The 16,890-nt window shown below is 70.7% G+C and carries 14 protein-coding genes; 5 read left to right on the forward strand and 9 right to left on the reverse strand.

The features are described from left to right. Nucleotides 1-8 precede the first annotated feature (8 nt). The 6 genes from ABZX11_RS22695 to ABZX11_RS22720 form a co-directional block, all read right to left on the reverse strand. Complete coding sequence (locus ABZX11_RS22695; RefSeq protein WP_354915932.1) at nucleotides 9-704, reverse strand: hypothetical protein; 696 nt, start codon at nucleotides 702-704, stop codon at nucleotides 9-11. A 265-nt stretch (nucleotides 705-969) separates the two neighbouring features. Beyond that, nucleotides 970-1,962 (reverse strand): ABC transporter substrate-binding protein, encoded by a 993-nt coding sequence (locus ABZX11_RS22700; protein ID WP_176172480.1) that lies wholly within the window; start codon nucleotides 1,960-1,962, stop codon nucleotides 970-972. A gap of 42 nt (nucleotides 1,963-2,004) precedes the next feature. Then, complete coding sequence (locus ABZX11_RS22705; protein WP_176172479.1) at nucleotides 2,005-3,054, reverse strand: ABC transporter permease; 1,050 nt, start codon at nucleotides 3,052-3,054, stop codon at nucleotides 2,005-2,007. After that, a complete protein-coding gene (locus tag ABZX11_RS22710; RefSeq protein ID WP_354915936.1) occupies nucleotides 3,051-3,815 on the reverse strand; it encodes an ATP-binding cassette domain-containing protein in 765 nt (254 codons plus the stop codon). The genes ABZX11_RS22705 and ABZX11_RS22710 overlap by 4 nt, the downstream gene beginning before the upstream one ends. After that, nucleotides 3,812-4,849, reverse strand: coding sequence for a class I mannose-6-phosphate isomerase (locus tag ABZX11_RS22715; RefSeq protein ID WP_354915939.1), 1,038 nt, complete (start codon nucleotides 4,847-4,849; stop codon nucleotides 3,812-3,814). Before ABZX11_RS22715 ends, ABZX11_RS22710 begins: the two co-directional genes overlap by 4 nt. Then, nucleotides 4,846-5,829, reverse strand: coding sequence for a LacI family DNA-binding transcriptional regulator (locus ABZX11_RS22720; protein WP_176177904.1), 984 nt, complete (start codon nucleotides 5,827-5,829; stop codon nucleotides 4,846-4,848). The genes ABZX11_RS22715 and ABZX11_RS22720 overlap by 4 nt, the downstream gene beginning before the upstream one ends. 314 nt (nucleotides 5,830-6,143) lie before the next feature. Between ABZX11_RS22720 and ABZX11_RS22725 the strand changes: the two genes are divergently transcribed. The 3 genes from ABZX11_RS22725 (at nucleotide 6,144) to ABZX11_RS22735 (ending at nucleotide 12,326) form a co-directional block, all read left to right on the forward strand. Further along, nucleotides 6,144-9,368 (forward strand): GH92 family glycosyl hydrolase, encoded by a 3,225-nt coding sequence (locus ABZX11_RS22725; protein ID WP_354915943.1) that lies wholly within the window; start codon nucleotides 6,144-6,146, stop codon nucleotides 9,366-9,368. Continuing rightward, entirely contained in the window at nucleotides 9,365-11,743 is a 2,379-nt protein-coding gene (locus ABZX11_RS22730) for a GH92 family glycosyl hydrolase (RefSeq protein ID WP_354915946.1), read from the forward strand. The genes ABZX11_RS22725 and ABZX11_RS22730 overlap by 4 nt, the downstream gene beginning before the upstream one ends. A gap of 217 nt (nucleotides 11,744-11,960) precedes the next feature. Continuing rightward, nucleotides 11,961-12,326, forward strand: coding sequence for a DUF3817 domain-containing protein (locus tag ABZX11_RS22735; RefSeq protein WP_004562934.1), 366 nt, complete (start codon nucleotides 11,961-11,963; stop codon nucleotides 12,324-12,326). 54 nt (nucleotides 12,327-12,380) lie between these two features. On the opposite strand, the gene ABZX11_RS22740 is transcribed toward ABZX11_RS22735, so the two are convergent. Beyond that, the gene (locus ABZX11_RS22740) at nucleotides 12,381-12,881 is read right to left on the reverse strand and encodes a MarR family transcriptional regulator (RefSeq protein ID WP_004562932.1); all 501 of its coding nucleotides are present in this window, start codon (nucleotides 12,879-12,881) and stop codon (nucleotides 12,381-12,383) included. A 79-nt stretch (nucleotides 12,882-12,960) separates the two neighbouring features. Here ABZX11_RS22740 and ABZX11_RS22745 point away from each other — a divergent pair, with 79 nt between their 5' ends. Continuing rightward, on the forward strand, nucleotides 12,961-13,266 hold the full coding sequence (locus tag ABZX11_RS22745; protein WP_354916159.1) for a thiamine-binding protein: 306 nt from the start codon (nucleotides 12,961-12,963) through the stop codon (nucleotides 13,264-13,266). Here the strand turns inward: ABZX11_RS22745 and ABZX11_RS22750 are convergent, their stop codons facing one another. Next, nucleotides 13,267-13,674, reverse strand: coding sequence for a hypothetical protein (locus tag ABZX11_RS22750; RefSeq protein WP_254896933.1), 408 nt, complete (start codon nucleotides 13,672-13,674; stop codon nucleotides 13,267-13,269). Nucleotides 13,675-14,360: 686 nt separating this feature from the next. On the opposite strand from ABZX11_RS22750, the gene ABZX11_RS22755 reads away from it, so the two are divergent. Continuing rightward, nucleotides 14,361-15,338 carry a tetratricopeptide repeat protein gene (locus ABZX11_RS22755; protein WP_176172475.1) on the forward strand — a complete coding sequence of 326 codons (978 nt, stop codon included), beginning with the start codon at nucleotides 14,361-14,363 and terminating at the stop codon, nucleotides 15,336-15,338. Nucleotides 15,339-15,386: 48 nt separating this feature from the next. Here ABZX11_RS22755 and ABZX11_RS22760 read toward each other — a convergent pair whose 3' ends face one another. Beyond that, nucleotides 15,387-16,820, reverse strand: coding sequence for a neutral zinc metallopeptidase (locus ABZX11_RS22760; RefSeq protein WP_176172474.1), 1,434 nt, complete (start codon nucleotides 16,818-16,820; stop codon nucleotides 15,387-15,389). Nucleotides 16,821-16,890: the final 70 nt, after the last annotated feature.

The following is a 16,890-nucleotide window of genomic DNA, read 5'->3' on the forward strand; positions in this document are numbered from 1 at the left end:
TCCTACGGCTACGCGGGCCCGTCGCGGTCGGCCAGCACCTGGGCGTGGCGGCGGAAGCGGCGCCAGGTCCGGTAGGCGTCGATCGACGTGACGTCGCCCAGCAGGCTCGCGTTCGCGGGGTAGGGCCGGTCCGGCAACGAGATCCACCCGGTCGTGCGAGTTTCCTTGACAGCCACCGGGACCGGCCGGAACGTCGTCGGGTCGAGGCCTTCGCTGTGCCGGACCACCTCGTCGAAGAACCACGCCGACGTGATCAGCGCCAGCACCCCGCGCGAGGACTTGAGCGCGTCCTTCAGCGGCGGCGCCTCCAGCAGCCGGAACGTCTGGTTGATCGCCGGCGCGGTGACGCCGTGGTCGTCGTAGGCGATCTCGCCCGCGTGCAGCGCCATCCGGAGCCGGATCCGGGCCCCGGGGTCGTGCGTGCGGTTGTGCCGGTGCAGCGCCACGGCGAGCGCGGCGGGCAGGAACTCCACGAAGGGTCCCTTCGGCACCTCCGCCGGGACGAGGACGAACACCCCGTCGCCGCAGTCCTCGCGACGGCAGTCGCCCCAAGGGACGCCGGCGTCGTCGAACGCCCGGCGGAGCGCGCGGTACAGCCCGTCGCGCAACGCCAGGCGGTGTGGTGTGGTCCTGCGCTGGTCGCCGTAGCCCTCGACGTCCACGGCGAAGATCGTCCGGTGCATGGCCGGCCGCTCGTAGTTCATCGCACCCTCCCTGCGATCATGCATCTGGTAGTGCAAATGCATGTGCAAATGAGTGTGACGCGGACCACCCGTCCGCGAAACGGGTGGTGCGGTGAGCGGTTCCCCCACCGCGGTGACCGGCAGTGGCCGATCACCGGCGGTGAACACCGCTGGTCAAAGCCCTGCGGATGGCGTATACCACCCGCAGGACTCTGACGGACCCGGCTTTCGGGGGTTCCGGGTGGCGGAGCCCCCGGCCCGGGGCGAAGCCCCGGAATGACACAGATCAGCAGGACTGCTTGTAGAAGTACTGAGAGTTGGCGTCCATGTCCGCCTTGGTGATCGAGTGCAGCTCCGCGGTGAGGTTCCGCGTCACCGGCTTGCCCTCGATGGCCGCGACCGCCTGCTGGACGCCCTGGGTGCCGATCGAGGCCGGGTCCTGCGCGATCAGGGCCTGGTACTGGCCGTTCTTGAGGCCCTCGACCTCGGACGGGCTGGCGTCGAAGCCGATCAGGTTGACCGCGCCGACCTTGCCCGCGTTGCGCAGGCCGGTCGCCGCGCCCTCGCCGGTGTTGAGGTTGGTCGCGAAGACGCCGATGAGGTCCGGCGTCGACGACAGGGCCGCGGTCACCTTGGACGCCGCCTGGTCGGGCTCGTTCTGGGTGAACTGGACGCCGATCGACTTCAGGTTCGGGGTGTTCTTCAGCTCGTCCTCGAAGCCCTTGGCGCGGGCGGCCGTGGTCGAGGTGCCGGCGATCGTGTCGAGCACCAGGACCGAGCCGCTCTTGCCGTTCGCGAGCTTCGCCATCGTCTGCGCGGCGAGCTTGCCGCCGGCGGCGTTGTCGGAGGACACGGACGACACGGCCACGCCGGTGTCCTTCAGCGAGGTGTCGACCTCGACGATCTTCGCGCCGCGGTTCTTCACCTGCTGGATCGGCGCGAGCATCGCCGTGTCGTCGGTCGGGGCGATGAGCAGCGCGGCCGGCGGGTTCGAGCCGAGCGCGTTGACGAGCTGGGTCTGCATCGCCGCGTCGAACTTCTGCGGCGCCTGCGTGGTCAGTTCGTAGCCGAGCTTCTTCGCTTCGGCCTGCGCGCCGCACTGCAGCGAGATGTAGAACGGCTCGGCCTGCACGCCCGGGATGAGCGCCAGCTTCTTGTTCCCGGACTGGGCCTGGTCGCCGGACCCGGTCTGCCCGACCGTGCCGGAGCCGCACGCGGTCAGCAGCGCCGCCGCGGAGACCACGGCACCCATGGCGGTGAGAGTCTTGGTCAGCTTCATAAGCACCTCGTTGTACTTGGGGGAACCGTATTTGTGGGGAACTCAGCGGGAGTTGCGACGGCGGCGGCGTCGCTGGTCGAACCAGACGGCGGCGATGAGGACCGCGCCGACGGCGATCATCTGCCAGAAGTCCTGGACGTGGGTGATGTTGAAGCCCTTCTTGAGCACGGCCGGGATGAACACGCCGATCACCGTGCCCAGCACCGAGCCGACGCCGCCGAACAGGCTCGTCCCGCCCATCACGACCGCGGCGATGGCGTTGAGGTTGTCGGTGGTGTGCGCCGAGATCGTGGTCGACGCGTAGTACGCCAGCGAGAGGAACCCGGCGATGCCGGCCAGGAATCCCGTCAGCGTGTACACCTTCAGCAGGTGCCGGGTGACGCCGATGCCGGCGCGCCGCGCGCCCTCGGCGTTGGACCCGACCGCGAAGGTGTACCGGCCGAACTTCGTCGTGTGCAGCAGCCAGGCGCCGATCACGGTGATCACCACGGCGACGATGACCAGGTTCGGCACGACGCCGAACGAGGTGCCGTAGCCGAGGGTCTGGTTGAGCACCACCGGCACGCTCCGCACGTCCGACCCGTTGTTGAGCAGGTAGGCCGCGCCGAGGGCGGCACCCATGGTGCCGAGCGTGACGATCAGCGGCGGGATCCCCGCCACCGCGATGAGGAACCCGTTGACCAGGCCCCAGGCGGTGCCGGCGACGACCGCGGCGAGCAGGCCGACGGTGATCACGCCCCAGCCCGCACCGGAGGCGTTGCCACCGGACATCGCCTCCATCACCTTGCCGGCGACCATGCCGGCGAAGATCAGCACCGAGCCGACGGACAGGTCGATGCCGGAGGTGATGATGACGAACGTCATCCCGACCGACAGCACCAGCAGCACGGCCGTCTCGATGAGCAGCGTCTGGAAGGTGAACAGCGTCGGGAACTCGCCGGGCGCGATCGCGCTGAACACCACGATCAGCGCGACCAGGACCAGGGCGATCCAGAACGTGTTGGCGCCGACCAGGCGCTTGCCCAGCGGTCGCTTGCCGAAGCCGGCCTCGGGTGACTCCTGGATTTCTTTCGAGGGAGTGGACACGCTCATGCCGCTTCCTCCTGCACGAGGGCGCCGGTCATCGCGGCGACGAGGTCTTCGAGCTTGGTGTCCGATCCGGTGAACCGGGCGACGCGCTTGCCGAGCCGCAGCACCTCGACGCGGTCGGCGACCGACAGCACCTCCGGCATGTTGTGGCTGATCAGCACGACGGCGATGCCCTTGTCGCGCACCTTCTTGATGACGTCGAGCACGCGCTCGCGCTGGACGACGCCCAGCGCCGCGGTCGGTTCGTCCATGAACACGACCTTCGACGCCCACACGACCGAGCGGGCGACGGCGACGCTCTGCCGCTGCCCGCCGGACAGCGAGCCGATCGGGACGTCGGTGCTCTGCAGCGTCACGCCGAGGCGCTGGAACTCCTCGATCGCCTGCCGTCGCATCTCGTTCTTGTCCAGCATCCCGAGCTTGCCGAGGATGCCCTTGCGGTGGATCTCGCGGCCGAGGAACAGGTTGGCCGCCGGGTCGAGCTCGGGCGCCACGGCCAGGTCCTGGTAGACGGTCTCGATGCCCATTCGCCGGGCCGTGGTGGGGGAGTCGAAGTGGACCTCCTGGCCGTCCAGCAGGATCCGGCCCGACGTCGGCTGCTCGGCGCCGGAGAGGCACTTGACCAGCGTCGACTTGCCGGCGCCGTTGTCGCCGATCAGCGCCGTCACCTCGCCCGCGCGCGCCTGGAACGCCGCGCCGCGCAGGGCTTCGACGGACCCGTAGTGCTTGGTCAGGTCGACCGCGTCCAGGAGGATTTCGCTCATCCGTGCCTCTCTTCCGGCGCCGGCGGGCGGCAGCGGATCACCGTCGCCGTGCCGGACAGCTCGGTCTGGCCGGCGTCGAACGGGACGACGTAGGTGTCGCCCTTCGCCAGCGCGTGCTCGCCGCCGTGCTCGGTCCGCAGAGTGCCTTCGCCGTCCAGAGCGACCAGGACCGCGAAGGACGGATCGAGTGACAACGTTGTCAACTCGTCGGTGCGCAGCTGTTCGGCTCGGAAGAACCGCTCCGAGCCGCCGGCCAGCAGCTCCACGGTGGACGCGCGGTCGCCCGCGGTGCGCTTGATGATCGTGCCGAGCCGTTCGGCGTCCCAGCCCGACGTGTCCAGCGCCTCGATGGCGGTGTCGAAACCGAGGCCGAGGTGGCCCTTCTCCGGCGACGCGAGGAAGTCGCGCCACTCGATGGTGAGCGAGAAGTCGGTCGGCTGCTGCAGCTCGACGACGAACACGCCCTCGCCGATCGCGTGCGGCAGGCCGGCCGGGATGTAGACGGTGTCGCCCGCGGACACCGGGATGCTGTTCAGCGCGCCCAGCATCGACGGGACGTCCTGCTCCCGCGTCCACTCGGCCACCGTCGCCTTCGGCAGCGTCTCCTTGAAACCGGGGTAGACGCGCGGGTCGTCGCCGTGGGTGCCGACCACGATCCACGCCTCGGTCTTGCCGAAGTGGGAGTCGAAGTGCTGCTTCGCGAAGGTGTCGTCCGGGTGGAAGTGCACGGGCAGCCGCTGGCCCGCGTCGAGCAGCTTCACCAGCAGCCCGGTCGACGTCCCGAGCGCCTCGACGTGCTTCGCGCCGAGCCAGCCGTTCGGGTTCGCCACGACGGCGTCACGCAGCCAGGCGCCGTCCGGGAGGCGGGTGAGGCCGTTGGTCTCCTGGCCGAACATCGTGGTCGCCGAGGCGACCCAGTCCTCCGGGCCGAACTTCTTGTCCGGCGAGGCGCCCCGCAGGCGTGCGATGGCGTCGCCGCCGCGGTAGAACTGCGGCGGCTGGTTGGCGGGGAGCCGGATCGGTTCGAGGGTCACGGGGCGACCTCACCGGAACCACGGGCGACGAGATGCACGGGCAGGACTACCTTTCTGGGCGGGGACTGGTCTCCTTGGACGCGGGCGAAGAGCAGTTCGGCCGCGGCGTGGCCCAGTGCGCTGACGTCGTGCGCGACCACGGTGACCGGGGGGTCCAGCAGGTCCGCCAGCTCGAAGTCGTCGAACCCGACCATCGCCGGGCGGCGCTCGGCGTGGGCGAGGGCGCGCAGCACGTGCACGGCGACCCGGTTGTTGCCGGCGATCACCGCGGTGGCCGCGTCCGGGCCGTCGAGCAGCCGCTTGACGGCGTTGCCGACCGAGTCCGGCGTCGGCGTCCCCATCGAGACCAGCGCCTCGTCGTAGGAGATCCCGTTGCGCACGCAGCCCTCGCGGAACCCGCGTAGGCGCTCGGCCGCGGTGAAGATGTCCGGGCTGTCGCCGAGGAAGGCGATCCGCCGGTGCCCGTGCCGCGCCAGGTGCGTGACGGCCTCGATGGTGCCGCCGAGGTTGTCGACCAGCACGGTGTCGGCCACGATGTCGCCCGCCGGGCGGTCGATGAACACCACCGGTGTGCCCGCGCGCATCTCCGGCACCAGGTAGCCGTGCTGCAGGCCGGCCGGGACGACGAGGATGCCGTCCACCCGCCGCGCGCAGAACTCCAGGACGAGCTCGCGCTCGCGGTCGGAGTTCTCCTCCGACGAGCCGGTGAGCACCTGGCGGCCGAACGACGTCGCGATGCGCTCGACCGCGCGGTTCAGCTCGGAGTAGAAGGGGTTGCCGACGTCTTCGACGATCAGCCCGATGGTGCCGGTCGTCGACCCGCGGCGCAGGTTCCGCGCGCCCAGGTTGCGCCGGAACCCCAGCTGCTCGATGGCGGCCATGACCCGCTCGGCGGTGTCGGGGTGCACCGCCGGTTCGTCGTTGACCACGCGCGAGACGGTCTTGATGCTCACGCCCGCCAGCCGGGCCACGTCGCTCATCGTGGCCCGCCTGCTCGCGGTGCGCGTGCTACCGTCCCGGTCCCGGCCCAGAGGAGACAACGTTGTCATAGTGACCGGGATTGAACGCCACGCGCCCGGTGCTTGTCAACGCCTGGTGCGAGGATTGTGCCGATTCGGCTACCGACGTCGTAGGGCAGACGGCTGACGGGCGTGTCCGGAAGTGGACAGGTCTTGACGTGTCCCTTGACTGTCCGGTGAGCAGGTACCCAAGGTGGCCGGGTTCGACCGACTGCGCGACAAGGTTGTCATGACACCGTTTCTGGTCGCGCTGACGAGGTGGAGAGGCGATGGCCATGGCGCGATTGCGCTTGAGAGCCGGTTCAACCTTCCTGACCCTGGCGGTGCTCGCGGCGGTGGCTCCCGCCGTGCCCGCCGCGGCCGCGACCAGCACGGACTACGCGAAGTGGGTCAACCCGTTCGTGGGCACCCGGCCCGGCGGGGCCGACCACGGCACCGGGGGCGGTGCCGGCAACACGTTCCCGGGCGCGGTGGCGCCGTTCGGCATGGTCCAGTGGAGCCCGGACACGGTGAAATCCCAGCCGGGCGGCTACTTCTACGACGACAACGCCCTGACCGGGTTCAGTCTGACGCACCTGTCCGGCGCGGGCTGTTCGACCTATCAGGACATCCCGTTCATCCCTTATGTCGGTGAAGTGACGACGTCCCCGGCGACCGACCCCGCCCACTACACGTCGAAGTTCTCGCACACCAACGAACACGCGACCGCCGGCGCCTACGACGTCACCCTCGACAGCGGCGCGAAGGTCGAGCTGGCCGCGACCCAGCGCACCGGCTCGGCGCGGCTGACCTACCCGGCGGGCGCGTCCTCGACGTTGCTGGTCAACACCTCCGGCTCGGTCAACGGCACCGACGACGCGTCGATCACCATCGGCAAGGACACCATCAGCGGCTGGGCCACCAGCGGCCGCTTCTGCGGTGCCCGCAACAGCTACCGCGTCTACTTCTCGGCCAAGTTCGACACGCCGTTCGCGTCGATCGGCACCTGGAAGAACGGCGCCGTGACGCCGAACAAGGCCGCCGAGACCGGTGGCGCCAGGGCGAAGGTCGCCCAGCCCAACGGCGTCGACGCCTCGATCGCGCGCCCGGCCAAGGCGGCGCCGCAGAACACCACCGTGTCCGGCCCGGGCAGCGGCGGGTACGTCACCTTCGCCAACCTCAACGGCGCACAGGTGAACGTCCAGGTCGGACTGTCCTTTGTGTCCGTCGACGGCGCGAAGGCCAACCTCAAGGCCGAGAACACCGGCAAGTCCTTCGACACGATCGCGGCGGGTGCGCGCAGCGCGTGGAACGCCCAGCTCGGCAAGATCGCCGTCACCGGCGGCTCGGACGCCGACCTGACGACGTTCTACACCTCGCTGTACCACTCGCTGATCCAGCCGAACGTCTTCTCCGACGTCAACGGCCAGTACGTCGGCTTCGACGGCCGGGTCCACACGGCCGACAAGGGCCACGCGATGTACACGAACTTCTCCGGCTGGGACATCTACCGCTCGGAGGCCCCGCTCCTGGCGACGATCGCGCCGAAGGAGACGTCGGACATCGTCCGGTCGATGATGGCCTACGCCGAGCAGGGCGGCTCGTGGGACCGCTGGACGGTGGCCAACGACTACACCGGCGTGATGAACGGCGACCCGTACCACATCATCGTCTCCAGCGCGTACGCCTTCGGAGCGCGTGACTTCGACGCCCAGAAGGCGTTGCTGCTCATGATCAAGGGTGCCACCCAGCCGACGCAGGGCTACACCGAGCGGCCGGGTCTCGACGACTACCAGAAGCTCGGGTACGTGCCGGGTGCCGGCGCGGACACCCTGGAATACACCAGCGCCGACTTCTCCATCGCCCAGTTCGCGAAGCGGCTCGGCGACAGCGCGACGTACACGACGTTCATGAAGCGCGCGCAGAACTGGCAGAACCTCTACAACCCGGGTACCGGGCACCTGCAGCCGCGCAACGCGGACGGCTCGTTCTCCGGCACCTACGACCCCGCCAGCTCGCAGGGCTGGGTCGAGGGCAACGGCGCGCAGTACGAGTGGATGGTGCCCTACGACCTCGGCGGCGTGGTGACGGCGTTCGGCGGCAACACCGCGACGCAGTCCCGGCTGGACACCTTCTTCACGGACCTGAACGCGGGCACGCAGGAGCCCTACGCCTTCATGGGCAACGAGCCGAACTCCAACGCGCCGTACGTCTACTCGTACGCGGGTGCGCCGGCCAAGACCCAGGCGATCGTGCACCGCTCGATGGACGAGCTGTACAACCCGCGTCCCGAAGGCCTGATCGGCAACGACGACCTCGGCCAGATGTCGGCCTGGTACGTGTGGTCCGCGCTCGGCATCTACCCGGAGATCCCGGGCCGCGCCGAGACGCTGCTGGTGACGCCGCGCTTCGAGCACGCCGTGCTCACCACCGGCGCGGGCAAGAAGATCACGATCAACGCGCCGGGCACCGGCGACTACGTCGGCAGCCTGAAGGTCAACGGCGGTGCGGCCGCGAAGGCGTGGCTGCCGGAGGCGCTGATCTTCAGCGGCGGCACGCTCGACTACACCCGGTCCGCCACGGCGACCGCGTGGGGCAGCGCGGCCGCCGACGCCCCGCCGTCGTTCCGCGAGCAGGAGAAGCCGAGCCTGTCCTTCGTGGACCCGGCCCGCGCGGTGACCCCCGCGGGGTCGACGTCGAAGGCGTCGGTCGGAGTCCAGGACCTTTCGGGCACCGCCCGGACCTGGACCTACAGCGCGGGCAGCGTCGACGGGATCACGCTGACCCCGGCCACCGGCAGCATCGCGGTGCCCGCCGCGGGCAAGGCGCAGGCCGAGCTCACGGTCACCGTCCCGGCCGGGCTGGCCGACGGCGCCCGCCGCATCCCGGTGACGTTCTCCGCGCCGGGCGTGGCGTCCTCGCAGGCCGTCCTGACCGTGCTGGTGGCCCAGCCGAACAGCTGGCTGGCCACGGTGAACAACGCCGGCATCTCCCCGGACTCGAACTCGGGGGCGGCGAACTTCGACGGCGGCGGCTGGAGCTACTCGGCCGACGCACTCGCCGCGGCCGGTGCCACCCCGGGCGCGACGATCACCAGTGACGGGCTGCAGTTCACCTGGCCGTCGTTCCCGGCCGGGGACCCGGACAACGTGGTCGCCGGCGGCCAGACCGTGAACGTGAGCGGTTCCGGCCGGCTGGCGCTGCTCGGCGCGGCGTCCAACGGCAACGCGTCCGGCACGCTGACGGTGACCTACACCGACGGCACGACGTCCACCGCGACCATCGGGTTCTCCGACTGGACCCTCGGTGGCGGCGGCGCCCAGCCGGCGTTCGGCAACCGGATCGTGCTGTCCACGCCGTACCGCAACGCCGCGGGCAGTGATCCGCAGCAGATCCGGACGATGGTGTTCGGCACCAACCCGATCACTCTGGCCGCGGGCAAGACGGTGGCCAGCGTGACGCTGCCGGACAACGTCAGCGGCGGCGCACTGCACGTGTTCGCGATCGGTATCGGCGCGTGAAGCGCAAGCTCCTGGCGGGCGTCCTGACGCTCACCGCGGCCGCGACGGGGCTCAGCCCCGCCGCGGCCGCGGCCGGCGGGGACGCCCTGGAGACCGTCAACACGTTCATCGGCACGCAGGACGAGGGCAACACGTTCCCGGGCGCCTCGGCGCCGTTCGGGATGACCCAGGTCAGCCCGATCACCTCGCACTACGCCGGCTACCGCTACACCGACACCGCGATCCGCGGCTTCGGGCACTTCTTCCTGTCCGGCGCGGGCTGCTGGGAGCAGGGCGGCCTGGTCTCGACCCTGCCGACGACCGGGGAAGTGGGGCCCGGCAAGGCGTTCGACACGACTCGCCCGGCCACCTTCGACCAGAAGCAGTACGCCGCTCCGTTCACCCACGACGGCGAAGTCGGCAAGCCGGGCTACTACAAGGTGCACCTCACCGGCTACGGCGGTGTCGACGTCGAGACGACGGCTGCCACGCGGGCGGGGGTCGAGCGGTACACCTTCGCCAAGTCCGGTGACGCCAACGTCTTCGTCAACGTCGGCCAGGCCGACGACAAGGAACCGGTGACGGGCAGCAGCATCCGCGTCGTCGACGACCGGACCGTCGAAGGAACCGTCCAGGCGCAGGCGTTCTGCGGCGGCAAGGCCTACACGACCTACTTCACGACGAAGTTCGACAAGCCGTTCAAGACCTTCGGCACGTGGTCGCCGGAGGGCGGCACACCCGGCTCGCGCTCCTCGTCGGGTGGCGCCGGGTTGCGCGGAGCGTGGCTGACCTTCGGTGGCGGCCAGGTCACCGCCACCACGGCGATCTCCCAGGTCGACGCGGCCGGCGCCCGGGTGAACCTGGCTTCGGAGCGGATCCGGTCGTTCGACGCGGCGAAGGCTGACGTTCAGCGCACCTGGCGCCGTGAGCTGTCCTCTGTGGACATCAAGGGCGGCACGCCGGACGACCGCACGGTGTTCTACACCTCGCTCTACCACGCGCTGCTGCAGCCGCTGACGGCGAACGACGCCGACGGCCGCTACTACGGCTTCGACAAGAAGATCCACCGCGCGGTCGGCTGGACCTACTACGACTTCTTCTCGCTGTGGGACACCTACCGCACGCAGAACCAGCTCCTGGCGCTGCTGCGGCCGGACCGCGCTCGCGACATCGCCAAGAGCATCCTGGCCATCCACGACCAGGGCGGCTGGCTGCCTCGCTGGGCGTACGCGAGCCAGGAGACGAACACGATGACCGGCGACCCGGTCACGCCGTTCCTGGTCGACCTCTGGCGGTTCGGGGCGCTGTCCGGCGAGGAAGCGCGCGCCTACCAGGCGCTCCTGCAGAACTCGCGCGAGATCCCGCCCGCCGCGTCGCCGTTCCAGGGCCGCTCGGGCAACGCGAGCTACCAGCGGGACGGGTTCGTCCAGTACGACCCGGACTTCCCGAAGAAGGGCCAGGACACGGACCCGAACCACGGCGCGTCGGCCACCTTGGAGTACGCGCTCGGTGACTGTTCGCTGTCGCTCATGGCGGCCGCGCTCGGCAAGAAGGCCGACGCGGCGGCGCTGGCGGCGAAGGGCCGGACCTACCGGACGCTGTGGGACGCCACCCAGGCCGACCGCGGTTTCACCGGCTTCTTCCGGCCGAAGGTGCTCGGTGGCGCGTGGTTCTCGCCGGCGGACAAGCCCTACAGCCCGCAGAGCCAGGACGGCTTCCACGAGGGCACGGCCTGGCAGTACCAGTGGCTGGTCCAGCAGGACGTCCCCGGCCTGGTGCAGCGGATGGGCGGCCCGGCGGCCACCGGGAAGCGTCTCGACGACTTCTTCGCCTACGACGAACTGGTGAAGGACCCGGCGACGGCGGTCCGCGAGAACTGGGTCGTCGGCCCGTACGACTACTACGACCAGTTCCGCTACAACCCGAACAACGAGCCGGACCTGCACTCGCCGTGGATGTACGCGCTCACCGGGCAGCCGTCGAAGACGTCGACGGTCGTGCGGGCGGCGCACACGCTGTTCACCGACGCGCCCAACGGCGTCACCGGGAACGACGACCTCGGCACCATGTCCGCGTGGTACGTCTTCAGCGCGCTCGGGCTGTACCCGGCCGTTCCAGGGACTGGGAACTTCGTGCTCAACGCGCCGCGGTTCGCGAAGTCCGTCCTGCACCTGGAGAACGGGCGAGACATCACGATCCGGGCGCCGGGCGCTTCCGGTGCGCAGCTGCAGTACATCTCCGCCCTCGAGGTCGGCTCGAAGCCGAGTGACCGGGTGTACGTGAACGTGGACCAGCTGGAACGCGGCACCACGCTCGACTTCACCCTCACCGGCGACGCGACGGCGAAGTGGGGGACGTCACCGGTGTCCGCCCCGGTTTCGCCCTGCGCGGAGTAGACAACGCCCGCTCACGACCGTGGTCCAGACCACAGTGGACCACGGTCGTGAGCATCGTCACGGGCCCCGGTGTTCCCGTGAGGGCCGTCACGCCTCACACTGGTATCAGCACGTCCGACAGCGCCGTTGACGTACAAGGCAAGTCCGCCTTGGACGGTGTACGTCGGGCGTTTTCGTGTTTTGAGACCAACGTGGTGAGACCCCACAGGAGGAAGCAGTGTCCAGCAAGGCCGCTCTCGTGTTCCGCGTGGCCGCAGTAGCCGAAGCCCTGTCCTGGGCCGCGCTGCTGGTCGGGATGTTCCTCAAGTACGTGGTGCACTCCTCCGGCGAGGGCGGCGTGCCCGTCATCGGCATGGTGCACGGCGTGATCTTCGTCCTCTACGTGGTCGTCTCCCTGTCCGTGGCGAAGCCGCTCGGCTGGCGCCCGAAGACGCTGGTGCTGGCCCTGCTCGCGAGCATCCCGCCGCTGTTCACGTGGCTGTTCGAGAAGTGGGCCCTGCGCAACGGCAAGCTCGACGGCCCGCAGCGGCTGTCCCACGGCGGTGTCGGCCTGTTCCAGGCGAAGGAACCCGTCGCCGCCTGATCCCGGCATGTGAGAAAGGGCCCGCACTCGACGAGTGCGGGCCCTTTCCGCTGTTCACTCGCTGAAGTCCCCGGCGGCGCGGCGCACCTTGGTCAGCAGGTCCGTCAGCTGTTCGGTCTGCCGTTCGGTCAGCCCGCTCAGCCCGAAGTCGATGGCGGTGACGGCTTCGGTCGCGGCCTCGCGGCGCTTGCGGCCCTCGTCGGTGATCTCGACCAGCGTCGTGCGGCGGTCGGTCGGGTGCGGCACCCGCTTCACGAGCCCGTCGCGCTCCAGCCGGTCCACTATGTTGGTGACACTGGTGGGGTGCAGCTGGAGCCGCTCGCCCATCACCCGCATCGGCAGGCTGGCGCTGCGGGCGAAGGTGAGCAGCACCAGTGCTTCGTACCGGGCGAAGGTCAAGCCGTGCGGCTTGAGCGCGCCGTCCACCGCGGACTGGATGATCTGCTGGACCCGCATCACCCCGGTCACCGCGGCCATGGTCCCGGAGGGCCCGATCCGGTCCTCCCAGATCCGGGCCGCGCGGGCGATCGGGTCGAACGGCAGCGGACGGTTCATGACACGCGAAGTTACCAGCGGGTACCGGCGGGTGTCGCACGACTGGCGGAAATGGCCACCGAAGAAGGGACTTCCGAGCATGATCGTCGCGTTCAGCGTGAGCCCGTCCGGCGGGGACCCCGACGGCGGGGTGAGCGAAGCCGTGGCCCGCGCGGTGAAGGTGGTCCGCGAGTCCGGCCTGCCCAACTCGACCAACGCGATGTTCACGAACATCGAGGGCGAGTCCTGGGACGAGGTGATGGACGTCGTCAAGCGCGCGGTCGAGGCGGCCGGGGAGGGCTCGTCCCGGGTCAGCCTTGTCCTGAAAGCGGACATCCGGCCGGGCTTCTCCGGCCAGCTCGAAGCCAAGGTGGACCGCGTGGAAGCACGGTTGCGCGAGGCGTGATCAGGGCAGGGGCGGGGTGAAGGCCACCGTCCAGCGGCCGTCTTCGCTCGTCACGGTCAGCGGGTAGCTGAAGGGCTTGCCGTCGCCGAGAGAGCCGGAGACGGTCGCCCGCGTCGGCTCACCGGCATCCGGCCCCAGCTCGACCCGCACGTCGTGGACACCCCGGCCGGCGAGCACGGAGACGTAGTCCTTGGCGAAGTCGTCCCCGCCCGAGCCGGGGTAGTCGAGAAGGTCGGCGAAGGCATCGGCATCGTGCCCCTCGAGCGCGGTGGCGAGCTTGTCCCGCAGCTCGGCGGGCGAGGAGGCCCCGGGATCGGGGTGGTGCACGATGAGCAACGTCACCGCCCCAACCCAGACGGCGGCGGCCGCGACCGACAGGCCCACCTTCACGTCACGCCGGATGTGCACCCGGCGAGCCTGCCCCAGCGCGGCCCGTCCTGCCAAGCGGACGGGCCGTGAGGTGCCCAAAACCCACGGCGCGGGCGCGCTGAGCAGCCCCCGGTTTCCACGCTACCGGTGACCACCGACAGTTTCCTGGGCTGTGGATGAGGGCCGTCCGGGGTGCGCGGACGGTCCGGAATCGTCGGTGCCGGCCGGTAAGCTGGATACCGGGGGGCGGAGGCCGGCGCTACGCGTGGCCTGGCGCTGACCGCGGCTCGGCGCCGGCCGCAACCCGCCGCCCACCCCGGCCCGGCACCGAGCGCGGCCAACTGCGGTTCGCGCCTCGCCGCCGAGCGCGATCCGCCGCCGACCGCGGTCCGCCACCCGCCGTTCGCGCCTCGTCGCCGAGCGCGATCCGCTACCGACCGCGGTCCGCCACCCGGCACTGCCACCCGCCGCTGACCCCGGCCCGCCGCCCTCCGGGGGTCCGCCGCCGAGCGCGACCCGGGACCGACCGTGGCCCGCCGCCGTCCGTGGCCTGCGGCCGTCCGTGGCCCGGCACTGATCCGCCCGCCGCCCGCCGCCCCCCCCGCGCCCGCCGCGCACCGCGACCCGCCGCCGACCCCGCCCAGCACCGACCGCGGAACGTGCCAGACCGTGGACAGCCCGGCCTCCCGGTGAAACTCCCCCGGCCCGCGTGCCAGGATGGAACCGTGACACAACCACGCGGATCTGCAGCGAAGTCAGCGGCCCTGTCGGCCGCCCTTTCCGGCGCGGTCGACCTGTCCGCGCTCAAGGCCCGTGCCGAAGCGGCGCAGCGGCAGCCGGCCCCGCCCGCCCGCCCGGCCGGTGACGGCCCGCCGCGGCCCTCCGGCGAAGGCGCGGGCGCGGCCGTGATCGATGTCACCGAGGCCACCTTCCAGGCCGAGGTCGTGGAGCGGTCCCTGCGCCAGCTCGTGGTCGTCGACCTCTGGGCCGAGTGGTGCGGCCCGTGCAAGCAGCTGTCCCCGGTCCTGGAGCGGATGGCCGGCGAGTCCGGCGGCGCCTGGGTCGTCGCGAAGGTCGACGTCGACGCCAACCCGCGGATCGCGCAGCTGTTCGGCGCGCAGTCCATCCCGACGATCGTCGCCATCGCCGGCGGCCAGCCGGTCGACGCCTTCTCCGGCGCGCTGCCCGAGCCCGAGATCCGCAAGTGGATCAACGCGCTCCTGGACGCCCTGCGCGACAAGCTGCCCGGCATCCGCGACGCCGAAGCGGCCGGCGGCCCGGTCGAGGAGCCCGAAGACCCGCGCTTCACCGAGGCCGAGGAGGCCTTCGAACGGGGCGACTTCGCCGCCGCCCAGGCCGCCTACGAGCGCATCCTCGACGTCGAACCGGCGAACGAGCTGGCCAAGAACGCCCTGGCCCAGGTCAAGTTCACCGCCCGCGCCGAAAACGCCGACCCGGAGGCCGTCGCGAAGGCCGACGCCGACCCGTCCGACCTGTCGGCCCAGCTCGACGCGGCCGACCTGGAGATCGCGGCGAACGAGGTCGAGGCCGGCTTCAAGCGCCTCATCGACACCGTCCGCCGGACCGCGGGCGAGGACCGCAACAAGGTCCGCGAGCACCTGGTGGCCCTGTTCGACCTCTTCGACCCGGCCGACGACCGCGTCATGAAGGCCCGCCGCGACCTCGCGAGCGCCCTCTTCTAGACACGAAAAGGGCCCCCACCAGGCGGTGGGGGCCCTTTTCGCAAAAGATCAGGCGTACGCCTTCGAGCAGACCGACGAACCCTCGAGGTACCCGCGCCGCAGCGCCTCGACCCGGTCGAAACCGCTGTCCGGGCGCTTCCCGTTGACGTCCGCCGACACCAGGCTCTCCGGCTGCAGCAGGTCCGCGATGGCCTCGTCGAGGTCACCCGCCGACAGCCGCAGGTCGCCCGGGCGGTTGGTGAACGCCGCCCAGGCACCCACCAGGCAGGCCGTCCGCAGGCCCGCGTTCGCGTTGTCGATCGACGCGCCGACACCCTTCTGGATGCCCAGCGCGTACCGGGCCGCGACCTCGGCGAACGCCGCGAAGTCACCCATGCCGCCCGGGTCCTCGCCCTTCATCTCGGCGTCGCGGTCGATCGGCTGGGCGAGCTGGGCCAGCTTGGCCATGTCGATGCTGACCGTGTTGTCCGCCGGGCAGTACGACGCCGGCGGCGTGGTCTGGCAGCTGCCGCCGTCGGTGATCTCCGGCGCGGCCACCCCGGCGCCCTTGAACGCCTCGTCCAGGCTCTTCTTCAGCAGCGAGACGGTCTGCTCGGTGAACTTCGCGTCGCCCTTGCCCTTGTCGCCCTTGTCGAACGGGCGCTCGGTGAGCCGGGCCTTGACGTTCTCGGTCGTCATCCCCGCGCACTCCTTCGGGCCCTTCTCGAACCCGGCCTGGAACGCGAAAGTGCGGTCGAACGCCGTGCCGTGCGCGCCCTTGTCGGCGGCGCTGGTGCCCGCCTGGTCGCGGATCAGGAACATCGACGCCATCACCTGGTTCAGGCCCTCGGACGTCGAGACGCGGTAGTACTTGCTCTTGTCCTCGGCGACCCAGCGGAAGTAGCCGCCGGCGAAGCAGTCGGCCTGCTGCTCCTTGACCACGGTCGGGGTGTTCTTGGCGATGCCCGCCTTGTCGCCGAGCCGGTACTGCACGGCGTGGCCGAATTCGTGCGCGAGCACGACGACCACCGACATCGGGCCGAAGCGCTGGCGCAGCATCGGCAGCAGCACGCCGCGGTCCCACGCCACCGAGTCGTCGACCGGGCAGTAGAACGCGTTCACCAGCTTCTTCACGCTGCCGCAGCCGGTCTTCTCGGTGTCGGTCTGCGCGTCGTAGGACAGCAGGGACTTCACCGGCTCGAACTGCTGGCCGAAGTTCGACGGCAGCATCTCGCCCCAGTAGGTCTGCACGTCGTCGATCGCGGCGGTGGCGAGCTTGTCGTCCTCACCGCCGTCGGCGTTGCGGACGTTCAGGCTCGGCGTCGGCGCGCCCGGCTTGAGGCCGCTCTCGAAGTGCGTCACCGGCAGCCCGGAGACCGAGCCCGCGCCGGTGTCCTTGGCCGGGTCCCCGTTCGCGCCGCCCTTGCTGTTGCACCCGCTCACGGCGACCGCCGCGACGGCCAGCAGCGCGACCAGCGCCCGCCGTCCTCCCCCTGGGATCATTCTGTTCCACTCGCTCTCGTGCCACCCGGTACCCCGACGGGCAGGACCATACCCAGGGCTTTCGCGGAGC

It is taken from the genome of Amycolatopsis sp. NPDC004169 (assembly GCF_040610315.1).
Classification (GTDB): domain Bacteria; phylum Actinomycetota; class Actinomycetes; order Mycobacteriales; family Pseudonocardiaceae; genus Amycolatopsis.

Coding starts and splice junctions, on each gene's coding strand:
- ABZX11_RS22710 (WP_354915936.1), bottom strand. CDS start 3,815: ATGAGCGAAATCCTCCTGGACGCGGTCGACCTGACCAAGCACTACGGG.
- ABZX11_RS22745 (WP_354916159.1), top strand. CDS start 12,961: ATGATCGTCGCGTTCAGCGTGAGCCCGTCCGGCGGGGACCCCGACGGC.
- ABZX11_RS22725 (WP_354915943.1), top strand. CDS start 6,144: ATGGCGCGATTGCGCTTGAGAGCCGGTTCAACCTTCCTGACCCTGGCG.
- ABZX11_RS22760 (WP_176172474.1), bottom strand. CDS start 16,820: ATGATCCCAGGGGGAGGACGGCGGGCGCTGGTCGCGCTGCTGGCCGTC.
- ABZX11_RS22705 (WP_176172479.1), bottom strand. CDS start 3,054: ATGAGCGTGTCCACTCCCTCGAAAGAAATCCAGGAGTCACCCGAGGCC.
- ABZX11_RS22740 (WP_004562932.1), bottom strand. CDS start 12,881: ATGAACCGTCCGCTGCCGTTCGACCCGATCGCCCGCGCGGCCCGGATC.
- ABZX11_RS22720 (WP_176177904.1), bottom strand. CDS start 5,829: ATGAGCGACGTGGCCCGGCTGGCGGGCGTGAGCATCAAGACCGTCTCG.
- ABZX11_RS22695 (WP_354915932.1), bottom strand. CDS start 704: ATGAACTACGAGCGGCCGGCCATGCACCGGACGATCTTCGCCGTGGAC.
- ABZX11_RS22700 (WP_176172480.1), bottom strand. CDS start 1,962: ATGAAGCTGACCAAGACTCTCACCGCCATGGGTGCCGTGGTCTCCGCG.